At 71.4% G+C, this 23,467-nt stretch carries 23 protein-coding genes, 1 tRNA gene and 1 pseudogene; 14 read left to right on the plus strand and 11 right to left on the minus strand.

The features are described 5' to 3' along the window. Positions 1–67 precede the first annotated feature (67 nt). A complete protein-coding gene (locus M8J73_RS10090; protein ID WP_372503925.1) occupies positions 68–469 on the minus strand; it encodes a hypothetical protein in 402 nt (133 codons plus the stop codon). Between the two features lie 85 nt (positions 470–554). Here M8J73_RS10090 and M8J73_RS10095 point away from each other — a divergent pair, with 85 nt between their 5' ends. Then, entirely contained in the window at positions 555–872 is a 318-nt protein-coding gene (locus M8J73_RS10095; RefSeq protein ID WP_249828557.1) for a hypothetical protein, read from the plus strand. Positions 873–1,105: 233 nt separating this feature from the next. Here M8J73_RS10095 and M8J73_RS10100 read toward each other — a convergent pair whose 3' ends face one another. The 4 genes from M8J73_RS10100 to M8J73_RS10115 all read right to left on the minus strand — a co-directional run bounded on the left by M8J73_RS10100 (position 1,106) and on the right by M8J73_RS10115 (position 5,666). Beyond that, the gene (locus tag M8J73_RS10100; protein ID WP_249828502.1) at positions 1,106–2,020 is read right to left on the minus strand and encodes an S-methyl-5'-thioadenosine phosphorylase; all 915 of its coding nucleotides are present in this window, start codon (positions 2,018–2,020) and stop codon (positions 1,106–1,108) included. Between the two features lie 88 nt (positions 2,021–2,108). After that, the gene (locus M8J73_RS10105; RefSeq protein WP_079054932.1) at positions 2,109–2,432 is read right to left on the minus strand and encodes an FmdB family zinc ribbon protein; all 324 of its coding nucleotides are present in this window, start codon (positions 2,430–2,432) and stop codon (positions 2,109–2,111) included. Between the two features lie 69 nt (positions 2,433–2,501). Then, positions 2,502–3,773, minus strand: a complete 1,272-nt coding sequence (locus M8J73_RS10110; protein ID WP_055539642.1) for an MFS transporter — start codon at positions 3,771–3,773, stop codon at positions 2,502–2,504. Positions 3,774–4,049: 276 nt separating this feature from the next. Beyond that, complete coding sequence (locus M8J73_RS10115) at positions 4,050–5,666, minus strand: potassium/proton antiporter (RefSeq protein WP_240501371.1); 1,617 nt, start codon at positions 5,664–5,666, stop codon at positions 4,050–4,052. Between the two features lie 233 nt (positions 5,667–5,899). Between M8J73_RS10115 and M8J73_RS10120 the strand changes: the two genes are divergently transcribed. Next, positions 5,900–8,713 carry a penicillin acylase family protein gene (locus M8J73_RS10120; protein ID WP_055539641.1) on the plus strand — a complete coding sequence of 938 codons (2,814 nt, stop codon included), beginning with the start codon at positions 5,900–5,902 and terminating at the stop codon, positions 8,711–8,713. Positions 8,714–8,782: 69 nt separating this feature from the next. Here the strand turns inward: M8J73_RS10120 and M8J73_RS10125 are convergent, their stop codons facing one another. Further along, positions 8,783–9,391, minus strand: a complete 609-nt coding sequence (locus tag M8J73_RS10125; RefSeq protein ID WP_079054931.1) for a 5-formyltetrahydrofolate cyclo-ligase — start codon at positions 9,389–9,391, stop codon at positions 8,783–8,785. Positions 9,392–9,493: 102 nt separating this feature from the next. Between M8J73_RS10125 and galU the strand changes: the two genes are divergently transcribed. The 7 genes from galU to M8J73_RS10160 all read left to right on the plus strand — a co-directional run bounded on the left by galU (position 9,494) and on the right by M8J73_RS10160 (position 15,530). Continuing rightward, positions 9,494–10,396: a UTP--glucose-1-phosphate uridylyltransferase GalU gene (galU, locus tag M8J73_RS10130; protein WP_055539639.1), complete on the plus strand. Its 903-nt coding sequence runs from the start codon at positions 9,494–9,496 to the stop codon at positions 10,394–10,396. A 5-nt stretch (positions 10,397–10,401) separates the two neighbouring features. Further along, complete coding sequence (gene glp / locus M8J73_RS10135; protein ID WP_055539638.1) at positions 10,402–11,724, plus strand: molybdotransferase-like divisome protein Glp; 1,323 nt, start codon at positions 10,402–10,404, stop codon at positions 11,722–11,724. A 130-nt stretch (positions 11,725–11,854) separates the two neighbouring features. Continuing rightward, the gene (moaC, locus tag M8J73_RS10140; RefSeq protein WP_055539637.1) at positions 11,855–12,337 is read left to right on the plus strand and encodes a cyclic pyranopterin monophosphate synthase MoaC; all 483 of its coding nucleotides are present in this window, start codon (positions 11,855–11,857) and stop codon (positions 12,335–12,337) included. A 167-nt stretch (positions 12,338–12,504) separates the two neighbouring features. Beyond that, positions 12,505–13,053, plus strand: coding sequence for a MogA/MoaB family molybdenum cofactor biosynthesis protein (locus tag M8J73_RS10145; RefSeq protein ID WP_079054933.1), 549 nt, complete (start codon positions 12,505–12,507; stop codon positions 13,051–13,053). Positions 13,054–13,079: 26 nt separating this feature from the next. Continuing rightward, positions 13,080–13,712, plus strand: coding sequence for a GNAT family N-acetyltransferase (locus M8J73_RS10150; RefSeq protein WP_055539644.1), 633 nt, complete (start codon positions 13,080–13,082; stop codon positions 13,710–13,712). 222 nt (positions 13,713–13,934) lie between these two features. After that, positions 13,935–15,332 (plus strand): divisome protein SepX/GlpR, encoded by a 1,398-nt coding sequence (sepX, locus tag M8J73_RS10155; protein ID WP_055539636.1) that lies wholly within the window; start codon positions 13,935–13,937, stop codon positions 15,330–15,332. A 124-nt stretch (positions 15,333–15,456) separates the two neighbouring features. Continuing rightward, positions 15,457–15,530 (plus strand) — tRNA-Ala (locus tag M8J73_RS10160). A 50-nt stretch (positions 15,531–15,580) separates the two neighbouring features. Here M8J73_RS10160 and M8J73_RS10165 read toward each other — a convergent pair. Both M8J73_RS10165 and M8J73_RS10170 read right to left on the minus strand, forming a co-directional pair. Further along, positions 15,581–15,973 carry a hypothetical protein gene (locus M8J73_RS10165; protein WP_240501370.1) on the minus strand — a complete coding sequence of 131 codons (393 nt, stop codon included), beginning with the start codon at positions 15,971–15,973 and terminating at the stop codon, positions 15,581–15,583. A gap of 100 nt (positions 15,974–16,073) precedes the next feature. Further along, positions 16,074–16,550, minus strand: a complete 477-nt coding sequence (locus M8J73_RS10170; protein ID WP_055539634.1) for a GNAT family N-acetyltransferase — start codon at positions 16,548–16,550, stop codon at positions 16,074–16,076. A gap of 70 nt (positions 16,551–16,620) precedes the next feature. Here M8J73_RS10170 and M8J73_RS10175 point away from each other — a divergent pair, with 70 nt between their 5' ends. Then, on the plus strand, positions 16,621–17,445 hold the full coding sequence (locus M8J73_RS10175; protein ID WP_079054929.1) for an exodeoxyribonuclease III: 825 nt from the start codon (positions 16,621–16,623) through the stop codon (positions 17,443–17,445). 72 nt (positions 17,446–17,517) lie between these two features. Here the strand turns inward: M8J73_RS10175 and M8J73_RS45230 are convergent, their stop codons facing one another. The 3 genes and pseudogenes from M8J73_RS45230 to M8J73_RS10190 all read right to left on the minus strand — a co-directional run bounded on the left by M8J73_RS45230 (position 17,518) and on the right by M8J73_RS10190 (position 19,446). Continuing rightward, positions 17,518–18,033 (minus strand): recombinase zinc ribbon domain-containing protein, encoded by a 516-nt coding sequence (locus M8J73_RS45230; RefSeq protein WP_308408342.1) that lies wholly within the window; start codon positions 18,031–18,033, stop codon positions 17,518–17,520. Positions 18,034–18,098: 65 nt separating this feature from the next. Beyond that, positions 18,099–18,425: pseudogene (locus M8J73_RS45235) on the minus strand (recombinase family protein); the annotation flags it as partial. Positions 18,426–18,756: 331 nt separating this feature from the next. Then, on the minus strand, positions 18,757–19,446 hold the full coding sequence (locus M8J73_RS10190) for a MerR family transcriptional regulator (RefSeq protein ID WP_055539633.1): 690 nt from the start codon (positions 19,444–19,446) through the stop codon (positions 18,757–18,759). 203 nt (positions 19,447–19,649) lie between these two features. Between M8J73_RS10190 and M8J73_RS10195 the strand changes: the two genes are divergently transcribed. The 4 genes from M8J73_RS10195 to M8J73_RS10210 all read left to right on the plus strand — a co-directional run bounded on the left by M8J73_RS10195 (position 19,650) and on the right by M8J73_RS10210 (position 23,403). Beyond that, positions 19,650–21,245 (plus strand): flavin-containing monooxygenase, encoded by a 1,596-nt coding sequence (locus M8J73_RS10195; RefSeq protein WP_249828503.1) that lies wholly within the window; start codon positions 19,650–19,652, stop codon positions 21,243–21,245. Next, complete coding sequence (locus tag M8J73_RS10200; RefSeq protein WP_055542493.1) at positions 21,242–22,180, plus strand: alpha/beta fold hydrolase; 939 nt, start codon at positions 21,242–21,244, stop codon at positions 22,178–22,180. The genes M8J73_RS10195 and M8J73_RS10200 overlap by 4 nt, the downstream gene beginning before the upstream one ends. Continuing rightward, entirely contained in the window at positions 22,177–23,082 is a 906-nt protein-coding gene (locus M8J73_RS10205; protein ID WP_249828504.1) for an SDR family oxidoreductase, read from the plus strand. The genes M8J73_RS10200 and M8J73_RS10205 overlap by 4 nt, the downstream gene beginning before the upstream one ends. An 81-nt stretch (positions 23,083–23,163) precedes the next feature. Then, a complete protein-coding gene (locus tag M8J73_RS10210; RefSeq protein WP_055537807.1) occupies positions 23,164–23,403 on the plus strand; it encodes a hypothetical protein in 240 nt (79 codons plus the stop codon). Positions 23,404–23,467: the final 64 nt, after the last annotated feature.

Here is a 23,467-nt window from a genome sequence, read left to right on the forward strand (position 1 = left end):
CCCGCGCCGGCTGTCCAATTGGGTCCCACCAATGTGGGACTTGACGTGCGGCCGGGGGCCGGGCGCCTCACCACAGCGTCACCGCCAGGCGGGAGGTCGCGCCCGCGCCGGCCAGGCGCGCCGCCGTGGAGCGGGGCACCGACAGGACGATCAGGGCACCGCTCTCCGTGGCGCTCGCCGCCGGCACCTTCGTGACGCGGGCGCCCCGCGCGACCACTCGCGCGTCGCCGCCCGTGGCGGAATGCTCCGCCGCGATCACGTCGACGCGGTCGCCGGGGCGCAGCAGCCGTACCGTCGCGCCGTCGGCGATGCGTACCGGCGCGGTGACCGTCCCGGTGGTGGCCCGGCGCTCGGGTGCGGGGTCGGCCACGGGGTGCCCCCTGACCCGTTCGCCCTCCGCTTCCCCTTCCCCGGGACCCGCCCCCGTAGCCAGCAGCGCGGCGGCGGTCACCGCCAGACCAGCTGCCATGGCCCGCCTCCGGCAGCGGGCGAGGCGCCGCATCCGCTGTGCGCCGCCCCGGATCCGTAGCGGTGCGAAGTGCGGGACCTCGCAGGTGGGAGGCGCGTCGGCACCGGGCGGCCCGGCGGCCCAGGAGGGCAGACGGGCGGACACGGACCCGGATGCGCGCGAGGACGAGATCGCCGACGGTAAGGAGACCGAGGAGTCAGAGCGGGCCGGGGAAGCCGAGGGGGACGAGGGGGACAAGTGCGTGGGCGCGGGCCGGGGCGAAGCCGTGGGCGCGAGCCTAGCCGTGGGCGTGGGCGTGGGCGTGGGCGTGGGCGTGGGCGTGGGCGTGGACGTGGACGTGGGCGTGGGCGTGGACGAGAGCGGGGACGAAGGACGGGACATGGGGTCACCACCTGCTGCGTGAGATCGGCTTGCGGTCCCACGATGAGGCTTCGCGGCGGAGCCCGCCGGGCCCTGTGGATCGTCCACCGACTGTGGAAAACCCCGCCACCCGAACGAGGCGTTCCGGCGGGCCGTCCCCACCTGCTGCCAGGTCGGTCACCCCGCGGCCGGAACAGGAGGCTCCGGCGCTGCCGTCATCACCGTCCCGCCCGGCCACACGCCGTCACCACCCCCGTCCCTCCCGGCCACCCCCCGTCACGGCAGTTCGAACCCCGGGTCCATGCCGCCCAGTGCCTTCGTGCACAGGCAGTCGCGGGTGTCGGTCGGCGGCAGCGCGGTGACCGTGTCGAAGAGGACGCCGCGGAGGCGGTCGATGTTCGCGGCGAAGACCTCCAGGACCTCCTCGTGGGAGACGCCCTCGCCGGTCTCGGCGCCCGCGTCGAGGTCGGTGACGAGGGTGAGGGACGTGTAGCAGAGCTCCAGCTCGCGGGCGAGGATCGCCTCGGGGTGGCCGGTCATGCCGACGACGGACCAGCCCTGCGCCTGGTGCCAGAGGGACTCGGCGCGGGTGGAGAAGCGGGGGCCCTCCACGACGACGAGGGTGCCGCCGTCCACCGGCTCCCAGTCACGGCCGCGGGCCGCTTCCAGGGCCGCCTTGCGCCCGGCGGGGCAGTACGGGTCGGCGAGCGAGACGTGGACGACGTTCGGGATCGTGCCGTCGGGACGGGGCAGGCCGTCGAAGTAGGTCTGCTCCCGGGACTTCGTGCGGTCCACCATCTGGTCCGGCACCAGGAGCGTGCCGGGGCCGTACTCGGGGCGCAGCCCGCCCACCGCGCACGGGCCGAGGACCTGGCGCGCCCCGACGGACCGCAGCGCCCACAGGTTGGCGCGGTAGTTGATGCGGTGCGGTGGCAGATGGTGGCCGCGGCCGTGGCGCGGGAGGAAGGCGACCCGGCGGCCGGCGATCTCGCCGAGGAACAGTGAGTCGCTCGGCGGCCCGTACGGGGTGTCCACCTGTATCTCGGTCACGTCGTCGAGGAAGGAGTAGAACCCCGAACCCCCGATGACACCGATCTCCGCCCGGTCGGCCGCCGACGATCCCGTCGACGTGGCCGCCGACGATCCCGTGGACGTGGCCACCGCGTTGCCCAACTGCTCCGTGTTCGCCATGCCCGCACCCTAACCGGGCCGGGGGACGCCGAAGACCCTGCCGTCGGCGAACGACGGCAGGGCCCGGAAGGAAGCGCCCGCGCGCGTACTACGCGGCGGAGGTGCTGCTGGAGCTGCTGCTGGTCGAGGACGAGCCCGAGGACGACTTCGCGTCGGACGACGACGTCGAGGCCGCGGCCTTCGAGTCCGAGGACGACGACGACTTCGACGACGCCGGGCTGCTGCTCGACGACGAGCCGCGGCTGTCGTTGCGGTAGAAGCCGGAGCCCTTGAAGACGATGCCGACCGCGGAGAACACCTTCTTGAGGCGGCCGTTGCAGCTGGGGCACTCGGTCAGGGCATCGTCGGTGAACTTCTGCACCGCTTCGAGGCCCTCACCGCATTCGGTGCACTGGTACTGGTACGTCGGCACTGGTCTTCCTCCTGGCACTCTCACTCGATGAGTGCTAACGACGGTCCATAGTGACCTATTCCCCGGCCATCAGTCCACTGTCACCGGCACTCGGTGACCGACGACACGCGCGACGGTGAGGCTCCGGGGCCGTGCCACCAGGCGTGACCGCAGCGCCAGCAGGGTCACCAGCGCCAGTGCCGTACCGGCCATCGGCACCAGGAACCCGGCACCGCCCCCCAGCCGGTCCTCCAGCTGTCCGGCGGCCGTGACGGCGGCCGCCTGGCCGAGCGCGACCGCGCCGGTCAGCCAGGTGAACGCCTCCGTGCGGGCGCCCGCCGGGACGAGGCTCTCGACCAGGGTGTAGCCGGTGATCAGCGCGGGCGCGATGCACATACCGACCAGGAGCCCCAGGGCGGCGAGCACGGCCACGGAATCGGCGGTCCACAGGGCGGAGGCCACGAGCGCGAGGGCCGTGTATCCGGCGATCAGGCGGCGTCGCGGAGTCGCCTTCCAGGCGATCGCGCCGCAGACGATGCCGGAGAGCATGTTGCCGGCGGCGAAGACGCCGTACAGGACGCCGTTCATGCCGGGCTCGCCGATCGACTCGCTGAAGGCGGCGAGCGACACCTGCATGCCGCCGAAGACGGAACCGATGCCCAGGAAGGCGACGATCAGGACGCGCACACCCGGGACCGACAGCGCGGAACCGTGCTCCACGCGCGCGTGGGACGCGGGTACGACCGCGGGCTGCGTGCTCCGCTGCGCGGCGAAGAGCAGCCCGCCGATCAGCGTGAGCGCGGCCTCGGTGAACAGTCCGGCCGCGGGGTGCACGGCGGTGCACAGCGCGGTCGCCAGCAGCGGGCCGAGCACGAAGGTCAGCTCGTCGGTGACGGACTCGAAGGCCGCCGCGGTCGACATCAGGGGCGAGCCCTTGAGCTTGACGCCCCAGCGGGCCCGCACCATCGGCCCGATCTGCGGCACCGAGGCACCGGTCGGCACGGCGGCGGCGAACAGCGCCCACAGGGGGGCGTGGGCGAGTGCCAGCGCCGTCAGGGAGAGGGCTGACACGCCGTGGACGAGGATGCCCGGGAGCAGGACGGCGCGCTGCCCGTAGCGGTCGGCGAGACGGCCGCTGTACGGGGCGAACAGCGCCATGGAGACACCGGTGACGGCGGCGACGGCGCCCGCCGCCCCGTACGAGCCGGTGGTGTGCTGCACCAGCAGCACGAGGGAGAGCGTCAGCATCGCGAACGGCTGGCGTGCCGCGAAACCGGGGAGAAGGAAAGTCCACGCGCCGCGGGTGCGCAGCAGCTGCCCGTATCCCGGGCGGGACGCCTTCGAGGTGACCGTGGATGCCACGGCCCGTGCCTTTCCGCCGCCTGGTAGCGCGGCCCCCAGGTCGCGGGGGCCGGGCGCCGAGAGCTGTCCTCTTGCGCTACTGCGGTAGATGCCGATGCCCGCGGAAGGGGGCGATCCGGCCGCCATACGGTCGCGCCAGCTCTGCGTCAGACAGAGTTGGTCCGATCAAGTGCACCTTCATCGTACAGGGGGAACGGGTGGTTCACCTGTGAAAATGAGCACTACTGGCGGCCGGGCCTCCGAATCGGAATGGCGTGAACGGTTCGAAATCTGTTGTTAACGCCCCGTGGGGCGGCCGGGTCCGCCGTTGCCGTTCCCCGTGCCCAGCCATCCGGCGAGCTTGCCGCCCTGGCCGACGGCCCGTAGGCGGCGTTCCGCGCTGTCGCGGACGGGGTCGGTGGCGACGACGAGGAGTTCGTCCCCGCGACGCAGCACGGTGGTCGGCAGGGGCACGAAGGACGTGCCGTCGCGGACGACGAGGGTGACGGCCGAGCCCGCGGGCAGCCGCAGCTCGTTGACCTCGACGCCGTGCATACGGGACCCCTTCGGGATGGCCACCGACAGCAGGTGCCCGCGCAGTCGCTCCAGGGGCGCCGATTCGATGCCGAGGTCGGCGGCCTCGTCGCCGCTGCCGCCCAGCCGCAGCTTGCGGGCCAGCCAGGGCAGGGTCGGCCCCTGGACCAGGGTGTAGACCACGACCAGTACGAAGACGATGTTGAAGATCCGGCGGCTGCCCTCGACGCCGCTCACCATGGGGATGGTCGCCAGGATGATGGGCACCGCGCCGCGCAGGCCGGCCCACGACAGCAGGGCCTGCTCGCGCCACGGGATCCGGAACGGCACCAGGCCCACGACGACGCTCAGCGGTCGCGCCACCATGGTGAGCACCAGACCTATGACGAGCGCGGGCCAGATGTCGTCGCCCATCTCGTGCGGGGTCACGAGCAGGCCGAGCAGCACGAACATGCCGATCTGGGCGATCCAGCCGACGCCCTCGGCGAAGCCGCGGGTGGCGGGCCAGTGCGGCAGCTTGGCGTTGCCGAGCACCATGGAGGCCAGGTAGACGGCGAGGAAGCCGCTGCCGTGGGCGAGCGCGCCGACAGCGTACGCGGCGACGGAGATGGCCATGACGGCGATCGGGTAGAGACCGGAGGCGGGCAGGGCCACATGCCTCAGGCCCCACGAGCCGAGCCAGCCCACCGCGAGGCCGATGGCGGCGCCGATCGCCAGTTCGAGGGCTATCTCACCGATCAGGGCGTACCAGTGCTCGATCGGCCCGGCCGTGGAGAGCGCGGCGACGAGGATGACCACCGGGGCGTCGTTGAAGCCGGACTCGGCCTCCAGGATGCCCGTCACGCGCGCGGGAAGGGGGATCTTGCGCAGCACGGAGAACACGGCCGCCGCGTCCGTGGAGGACACCACCGCGCCGATGATGAGCGCCTGCCGCCACTCCAGGCCGATCAGGTAGTGCGCTCCCGCGGCCGTCACCCCGACGCTCACCGCGACCCCGACCAGCGCCAGCGAGCTGGCGGCCGGCAGGGCCGGCTTGATCTCCTTCCACTTCGTGCCGAGGCCGCCCTCCGCCAGGATGACGACGAGGGCCGCGTAGCCGATGACCTGGGTCAGTTCGGCGTTGTCGAAGTGGATGTCCCCGATGCCGTCCTGACCCATGGCGATGCCGATGCCGAGGTAGACGAGCAGGCTGGGGAGCCCGCTGCGCGACGAGATCCGGACCGCGGCCACCGCGACCAGGAGGACGAGCGAGCAGACGAGCAGGAGCTGGTTGAGGTCATGGACAGTCAGAGGGTCGTACCTTTCTCGCCGAACCGCACGTGGTTCCAGATGGTGGTGGGCTGCCGAGCACCTGAAGCGGGCACGTGCGCGTGAGGGCATACGAAGCCGATCACGGGAACCGTGCTGCGGGGGTTACTTCAGTGCAAGTACTTCGTTACCTTACCTAACTCTTGACGATTTCTTGACGCTTGCGGGTGCATGATCGACCGTCCGTCTGTGCCAGTTCCCGACTCCGCGTCAAGTCGTGTCGGGCCCTGCGCCTATGGTTGCTCCAGCGTTCAGTACAAAGCACAGCCCGACCTGCCGCTCGTGTTAGGACAGCAAGGACAGCGATGCCCCCCAACACCACCGCCTCCTCCGGTCAGCAGTCCGGCAAGTCCGGCAGGAAAAAGGGGCGCAAAGTACGCCTTCTCCTGATCATCCTGGTTCTGGCCCTCATCGGCGGCGTCGGCTTCGGGGCGTTCTGGTCCATCAGCACGGTCCGCGCCTCGTTCCCGCAGACCAAGGGCTCCATAACCCTGGAGGGCCTGTCCGGCCCGGTCGACGTCAAGCGCGACGGCTACGGGATCCCGCAGGTCTACGCCTCCTCCGACGAGGACCTGTTCATGGCGCAGGGCTACGTCCAGGCGCAGGACAGGTTCTACGAGATGGACGTGCGCCGCCACATGACGGCCGGCCGCCTCTCGGAGATGTTCGGCGAGGGCCAGGTCGACAACGACGAGTTTCTGCGCACCCTCGGCTGGCACCGCGTCGCCGAGGAGGAGTACAAGTCCACGATCTCGGCCGAGACGAAGAAGTACCTCGACGCCTACGCCAAGGGGGTCAACGCCTACCTCGCCGGCAAGGACGGCGAGGAGATCTCCCTGGAGTACGCGGCCCTCGGCTTCGCCAACGACTACAAGCCCGAGGAGTGGACCCCGGTCGACTCCCTGGCCTGGCTGAAGGCCATGGCCTGGGACCTGCGCGGCAACATGCAGGACGAGATCGACCGGGCCCTGATGACCAGCCGCCTCGGCCCCAAGCAGATCGCCGACCTGTACCCGCAGTACCCGTACGACCGCAACAAGGCGATCGTCCAGGAGGGCACGTACGACGAGCTCACCAAGACCTGGACCGACGGCTCGGGCACCTCGCAGAACGCCGGCGGCGCCGCGCAGGGCACGGGCGGAACGGGCACCGGCACGGGCGGCACGGGCACGAACACCGGCGGCACGGGCACCGGGACCGGCACGGGCGCCTCCTCCGACTCCTCGGCCGTCCAGACCCAGCTGACGGGCCTCTACGACGTCCTGGAGGACCTGCCCGAGGCCGTCGGAGTGAACGGCAACGGCATCGGCTCCAACTCCTGGGTCGTCGCCGGCAGCCACACCATCACCGGCAAGCCCCTGCTCGCCAACGACCCGCACCTGTCGGCCTCGCTGCCCTCCGTCTGGTACCAGATGGGCCTGCACTGCAAGTCGGTCTCCCAGAAGTGCCAGTACGACGTCGCCGGCTACACCTTCGCCGGTATGCCCGGCGTGGTCATCGGCCACAACCGGGACGTCTCCTGGGGCATGACCAACTCCGGCGTCGACGTCACCGACCTGTACCTGGAGAAGCTCACCGGCGACGGCTACCAGTACGGCAGCAAGGTGCTGCCGTTCGAGTCCCGCGAGGAGACCATCCAGGTCGCCGGCGGCTCCGACAAGAAGATCGTCGTCCGCACCACCAACAACGGCCCCCTGCTGTCCGACCGCAGCAACGAACTCGTCCAGGTCGGCAAGAAGGCCACCGTCGACCGGGACGCCCCCGACCGCGGCGACGGCTACGGCATCGCCCTGCGCTGGACCGCGCTGGAGCCCGGCACCACCATGGACGCCGTCTTCGCGATGAACAGGGCCGCCGACTGGAACGGCTTCCGCAAGGCCGCCACCCTGTTCGACGTGCCCTCCCAGAACCTGATCTACGCCGACACCAAGGGCCACATCGGCTACCAGCTGCCCGGCAAGATCCCCACCCGCGGCAAGGGCGACGGCTCGATCCCCGCACCGGGCTGGGACACCCGGTACCGCTGGAACGGCTACATCGACCAGGACGAACTGCCCTTCGAGTACGACCCGGACCGCGGCTACATCGTCACCGCCAACCAGGCCGTCGTCGACGAGAAGTACCCCTACACCCTCACCACCGACTGGGGCTACGGCACGCGCGCGCAGCGCATCACCAGCCTGATCGAGTCGAAGATCAAGGGCGGCGGGAAGATCTCCACCGAGGACATGCGCCAGATGCAGATGGACAACAGCAGCGAGATCGCCAAGCTGCTCGTCCCGCTGCTGCTGAAGATCGACGTCAAGGACAAGCACATCCGGGAGGCGCAGAAGCTCCTGGAGGGCTGGGACTACACCCAGGACGCCGACTCGGCCGCCGCCGCGTACTTCAACTCGGTCTGGCGCAACATCCTCAAGCTCGCCTTCGGCAACAAGCTGCCCAAGGAACTGCGGGTCGAGGGCCAGTGCCTCTCCGTCGAGCCGGTCGACAGCACCGGCCCCGCCGACGAGGACCGCCGGGTGCGCGAGTGCGGCAAGCGCGACGCCGACCAGGCGCAGCCGGACGGCGGCGACCGCTGGTTCGAGGTGGTCCGCCGGATCATCGGCGACCAGGACAACGCCTGGTGGTCCACGCCGGCGCTGCGCAACCAGGACGCCGCCGACACCCGTGACGAGCTGTTCGCCCGGGCCATGCGCGACGCCCGCTGGGAGCTGACCGCCAAGCTCGGCAAGGACATCGACACCTGGAGCTGGGGCCGGCTGCACCGCCTGTTCCTGAAGAACCAGACGCTCGGTACCGAGGGCCCCGGCTTCGTGAAGTACATCCTCAACCGAGGCCCCTGGAAGCTCGGCGGCGGCGAGGCCACGGTGAACGCCACCGGCTGGAACGCGGCCGGCGGCTACGAGGTCGTGTGGGTGCCGTCGATGCGGATGGTCGTGAACCTCGGGGACCTCGACAAGTCCAAGTGGATCAACCTCACGGGTGCGTCCGGCCACGCGTACAACGCGCACTACACGGACCAGACCGGCAAGTGGGTCAAGGGCGAGCTGCTCACGTGGGCCTTCTCGAACAAGGCGGTCCAGGAGAGCACGAGCGACACGCTGCTGCTGAAGCCGTGACCGGCTGACCGAGCGGAACGCGAAGAAGCGACCCCCACGCACGCGTGGGGGTCGCTTCTTCGCGTCCGGTCAGCGGAAGCGGCGCACCCCCGAAGGGGTCACCGCGGCGTGCACCGGGCGGTCGTGCGGCTCCTCGGGGACCCGGTCCACCACCTCCGTGTCGTACAGCAGCACCACCAGCGTCGGGTCGGCTCCCGCGCGCTCCAGGCGGGCGAGGACACGGTCGTACGAGCCGCCGCCCCTGCCCAGCCGCATCCCGCGCGCGTCCACGGCGAGCCCGGGCAGGAGGACGACGTCGGCGGTGGTCACCGCGTCGGTGCCGAGGCGCTCGCCGGTGGGCTCCAGGAGGGCCATCCGACCGCCGCCGTGCCGCACGCGCGCGAGGGAGCCCGCTCCCTCGTACACACCCCAGTCGAGGTCGTTGTCCGGGAGGAGGGCCGGCAGCAGGACGCGCACCCCGCGCGCGCGGAGCGCGTCGAGGAGTGCGAGGGTGCCCGGTTCGCGCCCCACGGAGACATACGCCGCGACCGTGCGCGCCTGCGCCAGTTCGGGCAGGCCGAGGGCCCGGCCGACCAGGGCGTCCGCCGTTCGCCTCACGTCATCGTCTGTCAACCCGTTCCTCACCGCGAGGAACTCTTTGCGCAACGTTCGTTTGGGAGGCTCCGCTTCGCGACCCATCTGACTCACAGGTTGCCCCAGTACCCTTCTAATCTGCTCATATGAGAGCGAATTAACCGGAGCCACAGAATCTTCCTAAAGGCACCGGATATGGTTGCGGACATGACTGAGGCGAACCCCAGGATCAGTAAGGCTGTCATTCCCGCCGCGGGTCTCGGTACTCGCTTTCTCCCGGCCACCAAAGCCACTCCCAAGGAGATGCTGCCGGTCGTGGACAAGCCCGCGATCCAGTACGTGGTCGAAGAGGCCGCGTCGGCGGGGCTCGACGACGTCCTGATGATCACCGGACGCAACAAGCGTCCCCTAGAGGACCACTTCGACCGCAACCACGAACTCGAGTCGGCCCTGGAGAAGAAGGGCGACGGCAGCAAGCTCGCCAAAGTCCAGGAGTCCAGCGACCTGGCGACCATCCACTACGTCCGCCAGGGCGACCCCAAGGGCCTCGGCCACGCCGTCCTGTGCGCCGCCCCCCACGTGGGCAACGAGCCCTTCGCGGTCCTCCTCGGCGACGACCTGATCGACCCCCGCGACCCGCTCCTCCAGCGCATGGTCGAGGTCCAGGAACAGCACGGCGGCAGCGTCATCGCGCTCATGGAGGTCGCCCCCGAGCAGATCCACCTCTACGGCTGCGCCGCCGTGGAGGCCACCGAGGACGGCGACGTCGTCAAGGTGACGGGCCTGGTCGAGAAGCCCGACCCGGCCGACGCCCCGTCGAACTACGCGATCATCGGCCGCTATGTCCTCGCCCCGCAGATCTTCGACGTCCTGCGCAAGACAGAGCCGGGCCGCGGCGGCGAGATCCAGCTCACCGACGCCCTCCAGCAACTCGCCGCGGACGAGAAGGTCGGCGGCCCCGTGCACGGCGTGGTCTTCAAGGGCCGCCGCTATGACACCGGGGACCGTGGCGACTATCTGCGTGCCATTGTCAGACTCGCGTGCGAACGTGAGGACCTGGGCCCGGACTTCCGGACCTGGCTCCGTAGTTTCGTAGCCGAGGAGATGTAGCCACTTTGAGCAGCGCCGCGACCCGCGCCACCGGCCGGGACCACCTGTGGTCGGTGACCGAGCACCTGGAGGACGTCCTCGCCACCGTCCGTCCCCTGGAACCCATCGAGCTACAGCTCCTCGACGCCCAGGGCTGCGTCCTGGTCGAGGACGTCACGGTGCCGGTGTCGCTGCCGCCGTTCGACAACAGCTCCATGGACGGGTACGCGGTGCGGGTCGCGGACGTCGCGGGCGCGAGCGAGGAGTTCCCGGCCGTGCTCACGGTCGTCGGGGACGTGGCGGCGGGCGCGGCCGAGCAGCCCCACGTGGGGCCCGGCGAGGCCGCCCGCATCATGACCGGCGCCCCTCTGCCGCCCGGCGCGGAGACCGTCATCCCCGTGGAGTGGACCGACGGCGGCCTCGGCGAGGGCCCCGTCTCCGGGATGCGCGCCCGGAGCGCTAGCCCCGACGACGCCACCGGCCAGGTCGCCGTGCACCGCGGCGCCGAGGCACGCGCGCACGTACGCGCGCAGGGCAGCGACGTGAAGGCCGGGGAGCGCGCCCTCGCCGCGGGCACCGTCCTCGGCCCGCCGCAGCTCGGGCTGCTCGCCGCCATCGGCCGGGCCTCCGTACGCGTACGCCCGCGCCCGCGCGTGGTGGTGCTCTCCACCGGCAGCGAACTGATCCCGCCGGGCGAGCAGTTGGGCACCGGCCAGATCTACGACTCCAACAGCTTCGCCCTCACCGCCGCCGCCCGCGACGCCGGCGCGATCGCCTACCGCGTCGGCGCCGTCGCCGACGACGCCGAGACCCTCCGCGCCACCATCGACGACCAGCTCGTCCGCGCCGACCTCGTGGTCACCACCGGCGGCGTCAGCGTCGGGGCGTACGACGTCGTCAAGGAAGCCCTGGAGTCCGTCGCCGACGAGGACGAGGAGGGCGCCGGCATCGAGTTCCGCAAGCTCGCCATGCAGCCCGGCAAGCCCCAGGGCTTCGGCACCATCGGCCCCGACCACACCCCGCTGCTCGCCCTTCCGGGCAACCCGGTGTCGTCGTACGTCTCCTTCGAACTGTTCGTCCGGCCCGCCATCCGTACCCTGATGGGCCTGGAGGACGTCCACCGTCCGACGACCACGGCGATCCTCCAGGCACCCAAGACGCTGACCTCGCCCGCCGGGCGCCGCCAGTTCCTGCGCGGCACCTACGCCGACGGACAGGTCACGCCCGTCGGGGGCGCCGGATCGCACCTGGTCGCGGCCCTGGCGCAGGCCGACGCGCTGATCGTGATCCCCGAGGACACCGAGTCCGTCGAACCGGGCACGGAGGTCGAGGTCGTCCTGCTGGGCTGAGGTCCCGCGGAGGCGATCCGCGGCCGCAGCGGTCCTGCTCGGCCGAACCACCGAGGGTGGCGTACCGTGTCGCGCACAACAGGCCGCGCGCCGCACCGCGACGGGCCCCGACCGGGAGCGCCACACCACCATGAGTACGCCGCAGGACCGACTGACCCACATCGACGAGGCGGGCGCCGCGCGCATGGTCGACGTCTCAGGGAAGGACGTGACCGCGCGCACCGCCCGCGCCAGCGGCCGGGTCCTGGTCTCACCGAAGGTGGTCGAACTGCTGCGCGGCGAGGGCGTCCCCAAGGGCGACGCCCTCGCCACCGCGCGCATCGCCGGGATCATGGGCGCCAAGCGCACCCCCGACCTCATCCCGCTCTGCCACCCCCTGTCGGTGTCGGGCGTCAAACTCGACCTGTCGGTCGCGGACGACGCCGTCGAGATCCTGGCCACCGTCAAGACCACGGACCGCACGGGCGTCGAGATGGAGGCCCTCACCGCCGTCTCCGTCGCCGCGCTCACCGTGATCGACATGGTCAAGGCCGTCGACAAGGCCGCGGTCATCACGGACGTGCGCGTCGAGGAGAAGACGGGCGGCAAGTCGGGCGACTGGAGCCGCTCATGAGCGACACCCCGCACCCGGCGTCGGACCCGGCCCGGCACGGGTCGGCCCCGCACGATTCGGCCCCGCACGATTCGGCCGTGCACGATTCGGTCGCGGGTGCCGCACACCCGTCGGCCCCGGATGCCGCCTCCGCCGAGGCCGCGCCCGCCGCGTACCGCGCGCTCGTCGTGACCGCCTCCAACCGGGCCTCCGCCGGGGTCTACGAGGACAAGGGCGGGCCGCTGATCGCGGAGGGGCTGGCGCGGTTCGGGTTCGCCGTGGAGGGGCCGCAGGTGGTGCCCGACGGCGACCCCGTCGAGGCGGCGCTGCGCGCGGGCGTGGACGCCGGGTACGACGTGATCGTGACCACCGGCGGTACGGGCGTCTCACCCACCGACCGCACCCCGGAGGCGACCCGCGCGGTCCTCGACCACGAGGTGCCCGGCATTCCCGAGGCGATCCGGGCGTACGGCCGGGACAAGGTGCCCACGGCGGCGCTCTCCCGGGGCCTCGCCGGAGTCGCCGGCCGCACCCTGATCGTCAACCTGCCGGGCTCCACCGGCGGCGTCCGGGACGGTCTGGCCGTCCTGGAACCGCTGCTGACCCACGCCGTCGACCAGATCCGCGGCGGCGACCACCCGCGGCCGGCCCAAGGCGAGGGCGCCCCCGCCTCCCCCGCCTCACTCGCCGCCGAGGACCACCAGCGACCCTCCGGACCCCATGGGGGTGCGAGCTGAACAGCCCATCCTGGCCCGTAGTGCTGGTGGAAGGCGATGTGGTCCTCCGGCCCATAAGGATGCGCGACCAGCGGGCCTGGCGCGAGGTCAACCGGCGCAACCGGGACTGGCTGCGCCCCTGGGAGGCGACCATCCCGCCGCCCACACCGAGCGGGCCCATCGCGCACCGGCCGACATACCGTCAGATGGTCCGCCATTTGCGGGCGGAGGCGAACGCGGGCCGGATGCTGCCGTTCGTCATCGAGTACCAGGGGCGGCTCGTCGGGCAGTTGACGGTCGCGGGGATCACCTGGGGCTCGATGTGCTCGGGGCACGTCGGCTACTGGATCGACGAGTCGGTGGCCGGGCGCGGGGTCATGCCGACGTCGGTGGCGCTCGTCGTCGACCACTGCTTCAGAACCGTCGGACTGCACCGCATCGAGGTCTGCATTCGCCCCGAGAACCGGCCGAGCCGACGGGTCGTGGAGAAACTCGGATTCCGCGAGGAAGGCCTTCGTCCACGATATCTTCACATCGACGGTGCCTGGCGTGATCATCTGGTCTTCGCCCTCACCGCGGAAGAGGTCCCCGAGGGGCTGCTCGGCCGTTGGCAGCGCGAACGGGCACGGCACGGGCGCAACGCCGGATCCGACGTGGGCAAGCCGGGACCGACTCAATAAATGAAATACATGTTCGAAGAAAGGTGATCGACCCGCGATCGAGTTGAACGAGTCGAAGCGTTCTCGGTGCGTACTCGATTCGCTCTCGATGCGTGAAATTCCCGCTCTCGGTGGCCAGCTGATCGGATCGGTCACAAAAAAAGCTCGAAATATCAGCCAGATCGTGCGACACACCGGCCCAATTGGCAGATGGCCCCACGCAAACCCCTCTACGGTGTGAGCGTGAGCAGCAGCGGCCTCATCTACGCAGTCATCGTCGGGGCCTGGGCCGCCTACTTGGTGCCGATGTGGCTCCGTAGGCAGGACGAGCTGAACGAAGCCCGTCCGACGGAACGCTTCAGCACCGCCATCCGGCTGCTTTCCGGACGGGCGGGCATGGAGCGCCGATACGCCAAGGACCTGCGGGCGCGCTCCACCGACGAGGGGGAGCTCGACGCCGATCCGGACGCCGTCACCCACTCGGTGGACGTCCGGGCCTTCGCCATGCCCCCGCACCGGGCGCACACGAAGGCTCAACTCCCCGTGGAGCGGGGTGAGTCACCGCAGCACCCGAAGCAGGCGCAGCAGCAGCCCGGGAAACCGGCGCCCCAGGGCAAGGCCGGCCCGCAGGGCAAGCCGATGCCCCAGCAGGCCGGCGCAGGCAAGCCGATGGCCGCGCAGGCCTCGGCCGGGGCGCAGGGCGCGGCCGGGGTGCAGGGCGGAGCCGGGATGCAGGGCGCCGCCCGCGCGAAGTCCGCGGCAGCCGCCTCGCCCACTTCGCCGCCCTCCTCTTCCTCTTCCTCCTCTCCCTCGCAGGCGGGCAAGCGGAAGGCGGCCGCACGCAAGGCGGCTTCGGCGGAGGCCCAGGCGCGGGCCCGGCGCACGAAGGTGCTCGCGCGCCGGCGGCGTACGACCGTGATGCTCTTCCTCGCCTTCACCCTCGGCGCGGTGGTCGCCGCGGTCGGCGGACTCGCCTTCCTGTGGGCGCCTGCCGTCCCCGCGGTGCTGCTGAGCGCGTACATCGCGCATCTGCGCCGCCAGGAGCGCAAGCGGTTCGCGTACGTCATGGACCGCAGGCGGGCCGAGGTGGCGGCGCAGCAACTGCGGGAGCGGCAGCCCAGGCGGCGGCCGGTGACCGAAGCGGTGGACGCCGACGAGCCGGAGGACGGGCCAGAGACGAACGAGGAGACCAGGCCGGACCTGAACGCCCTCGCGGCCGACCGCCGGGCCCTCGTCGAGCAGACCGACCACGCCGAGTGGATCGACCAGCAGCGCGAGCGTCAGCGCAAGCCCGGCCAGGGCGAGAGCTGGGACCCGGTCCCCGTTCCGCTCCCTACCTACGTCACCGCGCCGGTCGCCCCCCGGGCCACCTCCGGGGTCGACCTCGGCGCACCGGACGCGTGGAGCTCCGCGCGCTCCAGCGCGGCCGACCCGCACGTCGGCGCGCGGGAGGCCGAGTCGGAGCCCGCCGCCGAGGAGGACCCTGCCGACGCCGGGCCGCCCGAGGCAGCGGACACCCCCGACGGCGGCCGCTCCGACGCCCGCCGCGCCGCGTCCGCACGCCGCTCCCGCGAACGCGGCCGCACACCGCTCTTCGACCAGTACGAGGACGGCGACCGCCCCCGGGCGGCCAACGAGTGACTCCCGGCCCCCTGGTCCGCCCACTCCCTGACCAGCCACGAGCCGGCCGGAAGGGGATCGGCGGCCCACCGGGAACGGATTTCCAAGCAGCCGGATGGGGATGCTAGAGTTTCACTCGTTGCAAGGGCCTGTGGCGCAGTCCGGTAGCGCACCTCGTTCGCATCGAGGGGGCCAGGGGTTCAAATCCCCTCAGGTCCACGCAGCTCAGAGCCCCCAGTGGTATCACCACTGGGGGCTCTGACGTGTTGTCAGGCGGTTGCCGTGGAAGCGGTGGGCGTCGGGGCCGTGATCGTGTCGAAGTAGGGCCAGCCGTCCAGTTCGACCGTGTGGGCGGACGGGAAGCGGTCCAGGGCGGGGGACGCGGCGTCCAGGAGGCGGCGGACCGTGGCGGGTTCGTAGAGGTTGAGCCAGGTGTGGTCCGGGAGGCGGACCAGGTCGCCGGCCGCGAAGTAACAGCTGGAGACGGTCCGGTTCTCGGCCGGCGCGAAGACCAGGACCAGGCGGCGGCGCCCGGGACCCTCCGGGTAGAGCGTGAGCTTCAGCCGGCAGTGGCCGTGAGCGCGGTGGGAGCGTCGGCGGACCGTCCAGAGCCAGGTGGTGTGACCCACGACCATGCGGCGCAGACGGCGGTTCTCTTTCACGGGGTCACGGTAGGGGGCGGGGGGTGACGGCAGCATGGGGATTTTCCTGCGGGATTCTCCCGCCGCCGGGCTCGGCCCGTTCCGTGCCGTCCCGTCCCGGTCAGAGCGGCTTCGCGAAGCAGAGGCTCAGTTCGTGGAAGCGGTAGTAGCCGAACTTGGCGCAGGGCTCGTAGCCGCTGGAGGCGTAGAGGGCGACGGCCTCGGGCTGCTTCGTGCCCGTTTCGAGGACCATGCGCGTACGGCCGGCCGCGCGGGCGTCGGTCTCCAGCTCGGTCAGGATGCGGCGGGCCAGGCCCAGGCCGCGGGCGGCCGGGGTGACGTACATGCGCTTGATCTCGGCGTCCCCGTCGAGGTAGCCCTCGTCGCTCGCGTCCTGGGAGCGCCAGCCGCCCGTCGCGACCGGTCTGTCGTGGCCGTCGTAGGCGATCAGATACAGCCCGGCCGGCGACATGAAGTGCGCGGGGTCGACATGGGTGGCGTCCCCGCCGTCGCCGTAGCGGACGGCGTACTCGGCCTGGACCTCGTCGTTCAGCTTGACTGCGTCGGGGTGGTCGAAGCGTACGGGACGGATAATCATGTCGTGCATCGTACAACTATGCATGTGCCGAGGAGGGTGAGCGGGCTGGTCGGAATCTGGACACAGTCCAATGTACGGGTATCGTGCAGCGGTGCTCACTGTGACCTCTGTGAATGTGAACGGGCTCCGGGCCGCCGCGAAGAAGGGCTTCGTGGAGTGGCTCGGCGAAACCACCGCGGATGTGCTGTGCCTCCAGGAGGTGCGGGCCGAGCCCGGACAGCTGCCCGAGGCGGTGCGTGAGCCCGACGGGTGGTTCGTCGTGCACGCGCCGGCCGCCGCCAAGGGGCGCGCGGGGGTGTCGCTGTACACCCGGCGTGAACCCGACCGGGTGAGGGTGGGGTTCGGGTCGGCCGAGTTCGACGGCACCGGACGCTATGTCGAGGTCGATCTGCCCGGCGTCACCGTGGCCAGCCTCTACCTCCCCTCCGGTGAGGTCGGGACCGAGCGGCAGGACGAGAAGGTGCGGTTCATGGGGGAGTTCCTCCCCTATCTGAAGGAACTGCGCGAGCGGGCCGCCGCCGACGGGCGTGAGGTCGTCGTGTGCGGCGACTGGAACATCGCCCACCGCGAGGCCGACCTCAAGAACTGGCGCGGCAACGTCAAGAACTCCGGCTTCCTCCCGGAGGAGCGCGCCTGGCTCGACCGCGTCTTCGACGAGGCCGACGGCGGCTACGTCGACGTCGTGCGCGCCCTGCACCCCGACGTCGAAGGCCCGTACACCTGGTGGTCGTACCGGGGGAGGGCTTTCGACAACGACAGCGGATGGCGCATCGACCTCGCCGCGGCGACCCCTCGTCTGGCGGCTCGGGCGGTGAAGGCTGTCGTCGAGCGTGCCGCCACCCACGCGGGGCGATGGTCGGACCATGCGCCCGTGACGGTGGTCTTCGAGATGTGACGCGAACGGGAGAGCGGAGCAGAGGGCACGCAGACACCGCTGTGCGCCCTCTGAGATCCGGACCGCGCCGCGTCAGTCGCCGTGGCCCACTTGGGCGTGTGGGAACGTGAAGGTCAGCCGCGAGGTGTCCGGACCCGCCGGCCTGGAAGGTCCACCGCCGGAGCGGCCTTTGCCGACGGTGACTCGCGCGCCACCCTCAAGAAGAGTCGAGCGGCTGATCGATCTCTCTGCGTCCATTCCGGCGGCCTCACGAAAGCGGTCGACTGTAAAGGCCTCCAGCCAGTCCGAGCGCATCGCTGCGGGGGCGGGGCATACCTCGCCGCGTGCGGTCGCGCGGCATACGTAATCGCCGTATGCGTAGCCCTTGCGCCTGGCGAAGTACATGCGTCCTCCGCACCCCGCGCAGTGCGCGATGCCTGTGAGCAGGGAAGTCGTCCCGCGCCTCGGGCGGCGGGTGCCGTTGGAGCGGGCCAGAAGGGTGTCCTGCAGTGCGTGGAACTCCTTGTCGGACAGCAGCGGCTCCCCGATGAGTACGGGAGCACCGGACGTATCGCGAACCGTCTGCCCACCGTGTGTGCGATGACCCATGAGGACGGGCTGCGCAGCACCTTGGACAGGGTGCCCGATGTCCAGCGGAAGTGCTCGAAGTCGCGGCCGTGGCGACGGCCGCCCATGGGACGCCCCTGGAGTTGCGCGTGCCGGTCCCTGGGGGCGGGCACGCCCGCCTCGTTCAAACCACGGGCGATCTCGATCAGGGACAGCCCGGCGTGCACGTCGGCCACGATCATGCCGACGAGGATGGCGGTCTCAGGGGCGGGGGTCAGAGACCAGCCACTGCCTGAAGGGTGAGGTGCTCTCCGGTATCCGAAGGGGACGAGTCCGCCGGCGTAGCGACCGGCTGCCCGCAGGACCTCGTGACTGCTGGTGAGTCGCGACGAGATGGTGCGTGCTTCCTGCTCGGCGGCATGGGCCAGTTCCATGCACCTGTCGATGACGGAGCCGTCCGTCGCAGGCGTCACGGCAATGGGGCGATCGCTTTCCGGGACTCCGAAGACGAGTGTCCGGGCTTGCACACGCCCCCACGTGATCAACTCGGTCAGGTGTTCCGTGGATCGGACGGCCCGATCCACACGGGCCCACACGATGGCTTCGTACTGGTCAGGACTCCTGCAAGTGTCGGCCACACCCCGGGGCTGGTGGCACAGCCGCCGGGGCCTTTCGATCTCACTCTTGGGTGGCGAACCTGCATGAGTCTGTGTTCGGGCCCCATGTGACCCGATGGGACCCGATGGGGTGCATCTGCTCGAAGGCTCATGTGTGTGAGGAGCCGGGGCCCATGTCCTGCGGCTTCGCGGACCGATCGGGTGTGTCGGCCCAGGCCTGCTGCCGCAGGCGTCGGTCCAGGGCCATCGACAGTTCTGCTTCCGCCACGCTCTTCGCCAGGGGGCGGAGGCGTTCGAGGTCTTCGGGGGTGTGGTCGGGGTGGTTGAGGATGAGGTCGGTGAAGAGGGTGGCCAGGGCCTCGGCGTGGGTGCGGACCTGGCGGCCGGTGGCGAGGACGTCGGCCAGGGGGATGCCCTCGCGGACCAGGGCGGCGGAGACGTCGAGGAGGCGGCGGCTGATGTGGACGATCTCGCCGCCGTCGGTGGCGAGGTAGCCGAGGTCGAGGGCCGCGGAGAGGTTCTCGGGGGTCGCCTGGTCGCCGAAGTGGTCGGCGAGGGCCTCGGGGGTGAGGCGGACCGGGGTCTCCTCGGTGGGCTCGCCGAGGCCGAGCAGTTCGCCCACGTCGCGGCCCTGGTCGAAGGCCTCGGCGAGTTCCGCGATGCCGTTCAGGGTGTGGCCGCGTTCCAGCAGGGCCGAGATCGTGCGCAGCCGGGCCAGGTGCGTGTCGTCGTACCAGGCGATGCGGCCCTCGCGGCGGGGCGGCGGGATCAGTCTGCGCTCCCGGTAGAAGCGCAGGGTGCGTACGGTGATGCCGGCCTCCCTGGCCAGCTCCTCCATGCGGTACTCGCGTCGCTCGCCGTCTGCTGCCACGTGGGAAGCCTATGTTGTACCGGCGGTAACTCGGCAGCACCCAACCCCTACCCATCGGTACGGTCCTGCCCTACTCTCGCCATCACGCCAGTGATTACTGGCGTGGACGTGAGGTGCGGACGCAGGGTGCGGACGCGGTGTGCGCACGCGATGAGGCGTGGAGGTACCGGATGGCCGAGCAGGGGCAGGGGCACAGGCAGGGGCATGCGGACGGGGGCGGGGGTGAGCCCTCCCACCCGCACGTCCGGGTGGCGGTGATCGGGGCCGGGTTCGGCGGTCTGGGCGCCGCCGTACGGCTGCGGCGGGAAGGGATCACCGACTTCGTCGTGCTGGAGCGGGGCGGCTCGGTCGGCGGCACCTGGCGGGACAACGACTACCCGGGGTGCGCCTGTGACGTGCCGTCGCACCTGTACTCGTTCTCCTTCGCGCCCAACCCGGACTGGCCGCGCACCTTCTCCGGGCAGGAGCACATCCGGGCGTATCTGGAGCATGTCGCCGATGTCTTCCGGCTGCGGCCGCACATCCGGCCGCACTGCGAGGTCAAGCGGATGAGCTGGGACGGGGAACGGCTGCGCTGGGAGATCGAGACCAGCGGCGGGCGGTTCTCCGCGGATGTCGTGGTCTCCGCCACCGGGCCGCTCTCCGATCCCAAGGTCCCCGAGGTGCCCGGCATCGACTCGTTCCCCGGCGAGGTGTTCCACTCCGCGCGCTGGAACCACGACTACGACCTGCGCGGCAAGCGGGTCGCGATGGTCGGCACGGGCGCCTCGGCGATCCAGATCGTGCCCGCGATCCAGCCCGAGGTCGGGCGGCTGACCCTGTTCCAGCGGACCCCGCCGTGGGTGCTGCCCCGCGTCGACCGTGACATCAGCCGGGCCGAGCGGTGGCTGCACCGGCAGTTGCCCTTCACCACGCAGGCCCGGCGCGGGCTGCTGTGGGGCATCCGGGAGCTCCAGGTGCAGGCCTTCACCAAGCGGCCCGAACAGCTGGGCCTGGTGGAGCGGATGGCCCGGCGGAACATGGCACGGGCGATCAAGGACCCGGACCTGCGCGCCAAGCTCACGCCCGACTACCGCATCGGCTGCAAGCGGATCCTGCTGTCGAACACCTACTATCCGGCGCTCACCCGGCCGAACGTCGACGTGGTCGCCTCCGGGCTCGCCCGCGTCGAGGGCTCCACGCTCGTCGCGGCCGACGGGACCACCGCCGAGGTCGACACGATCGTCTTCGGCACCGGGTTCCACGTCACCGACATGCCCATCGCCGACCGGGTCGTGGGCGCCGACGGCCGGACCCTCGCCGAGTCCTGGGCCGACGGCGGGATGCGGGCACTGCGCGGTGCGTCGGCCGCCGGGTTCCCGAACTGGATGACGATCATCGGGCCCAACACGGGCCTCGGGAACTCCAGCATGATCCTGATGATCGAGTCCCAGCTGAACTACATGGCGGACTTCCTGCGGCAGTTGGACGTGCTGGGCGGCCGGGTCGCCCTCGACGCCCGGGTCGACGCCGTGGACGCCTGGAACCTGCGCGTGCAGAAGCGTATGGAGCGGACCGTCTGGAACACCGGCGGCTGCACCAGCTGGTACCTCGACGCGCACGGCCGCAACACCACCATCTGGCCCGGCACGACCACGGAGTTCCGCGGCGCCACCCGGCGGGTGGATCTCGCCGAGTACGAGGTGCTGCGGGTGCCGCCGCCCGGCACGGGGAAGGCCCGGGGGACGACCGCGACCGAGGCGACGAAGGTGGAGGCCGGAGCGTGACCCGACTGACCCATGTGAAGCACGGGCCCTACGCCCCGCCCGTCGCCGTACGGGAGTTGACGGCCGTGTCCGCCGACGGCGCCCGGCTGCACGTGGAGACCCACGGGCCGGACGACGCGCCCGCGGTGGTGCTCGTGCACGGCTGGACCTGCTCGACCGCGTTCTGGGCGGCGCAGATCCGGGACCTCGCCGTCGACCACCGGGTGATCGCCTACGACCAGCGCGGCCACGGCCGCAGCCCCGCTTCCGCCCTGTGTGGCACGGACGCCCTCGCGGACGACCTGGAGGCGGTGCTCGCGGCGACGCTCGCACCCGGCGAGAAGGCCGTGCTCGTCGGGCACTCCATGGGAGGGATGACGCTGATGGCGGCCGGGGCACGGGCCGGTGTCCGGGAGCACGCGGCGGCGGTACTGCTGTGCAGCACCGGCAGTTCGAAGCTGGTGTCCGAGGCGCTCGTCGTGCCCGGCCGCCCCGGACGGACGCGCACCTGGCTCACCGCCAAGGTCCTCGGGTCGCGGGCGCCGCTCGGGCCGGTCACACCGGTCGCCCGGCGGATCCTGAAGTACGCCACCATGGGCCCCGGTGCGTCGCCGACGATGGTCGAGGCGTGCGCGCGGATCGTGCACGCGTGCCCGGCGCGGGTGCGGCACGCCTGGTCGCGCGTCCTCGACACGCTCGACCTCGACCACGGTGTACGGGCGTTGACGGTGCCGGCCGCCGTCCTCGTCGGCACGGCGGACCGGATGACCCCGCCGGTGCATGCGCGGACGCTGGCCGCCGCGCTGCCGGACTGCGTGGGCGTGACGGAGCTGACGGGTGTGGGGCACATGTCGCCGGTGGAGGCCCCGGAGGCGGTCACCGCCCGGATACGCGGGCTGGTGACGGCGTACGGACCACGGACCGAGCGGGACGAGCTGGAGGAGGCGGGCGCATGAGCAGGGGCGGCAGCAGGGGCAACGTCCTGGAGGGGCGGGTCGCGGTGGTCACCGGGGCCGCGCGGGGCGTGGGGGAACTCCTCGCCCGCAAGCTCTCGGTGCGCGGGGCGAAGGTCGCGCTCGTCGGGCTGGAGCCGGACGAGTTGAAGGGGGTCGGTGAACGCCTCTACGGCGAGAGCGAGTTCTGGCACGCCGACGTCACCGATCACGAGGCGATGACGCGGGTCGCCGCCGAGGTGAAGGAGCGCTTCGGCCGGGTGGACATCGTGGTCGCCAACGCGGGTGTCGCCAACGGCGGTCCCTTCGTCGACTCCGACCCGGACGCCTGGCGGCGGGTCATCGAGGTCAACCTCGTCGGATCGGCCGTGACCGGGCGGGTGTTCCTGCCCGCGCTCGTGGAGAGCCGGGGGTATCTGCTGCAGATCGCCTCCCTCGCCGCGATCACCCCGGCGCCGATGATGACGGCGTACTGCGCGTCCAAGGCGGGCGTCGAGGCGTACGCGCACAGTCTGCGGGCCGAGGTCGGGCACAAGGGCGTGGGGGTCGGGGTCGCGTATCTGTCATGGACCGACACGGACATGGTGCGCGGGGCCGATCAGGAGCACGCCATGCGGGAGTTGAGGGAGCGGCTGCCGTGGCCGGCCGGGAAGACCTATCCGCTGGGTCCGGCCGTGGACCGGATCGTGGCCGGGATCGAACGGCGGTCCGGGCATGTCTACGGGCAGTGGTGGCTGCGGGGCATGCAGGGCGTACGCGGGTATCTGCCGGGGCTCATCGGGGCGTTCGGGCCGCGTGAGGTGCGGCGGTTCGAGGGGCGGCTGCGGGGGGTGCCGACCGGGCTGGTGGGGGCGGGAGGTGCCGCTGACGAACGGGAGCGCCGGGTGGTCGGTGACCGTGAGTGAGTGATCGAAATGCGTTGAATGTCCGCCCGTGTTTGTCTGGTCGAGGCCCGATCCCCTCACCCACATTGGGAGTGAAACCACATGGGCATGAAGGACCAGTTCCAGGAGAAGAGCGAGCAGCTCAAGCACCAGGCGCGGCAGAAGGCCGGGCGGGCTCCGCAGGAGTCGGAGCGACTGTCCCCCGAGGAGCGTGCGCGTCAGGAGCGTGAGCGGGCTCAGCAGCAGCCTGGGCAGCGCGGCCGGCAGCCGCAGGGCGAGCACGAGCGCGACCGCGACCTGCGTGACGCCGAGGACCGGTTCCAGCAGGACTACGACATCTGAGTCGAGCGTCCGCTGAGGTCCTGAACGGGGTGCCCTCTTCACGGAGGGCACCCCGTTCTCATGT

The sequence above is a fragment of the Streptomyces neyagawaensis genome (genome assembly GCF_023516595.1).
Lineage (GTDB): Bacteria > Actinomycetota > Actinomycetes > Streptomycetales > Streptomycetaceae > Streptomyces > Streptomyces neyagawaensis.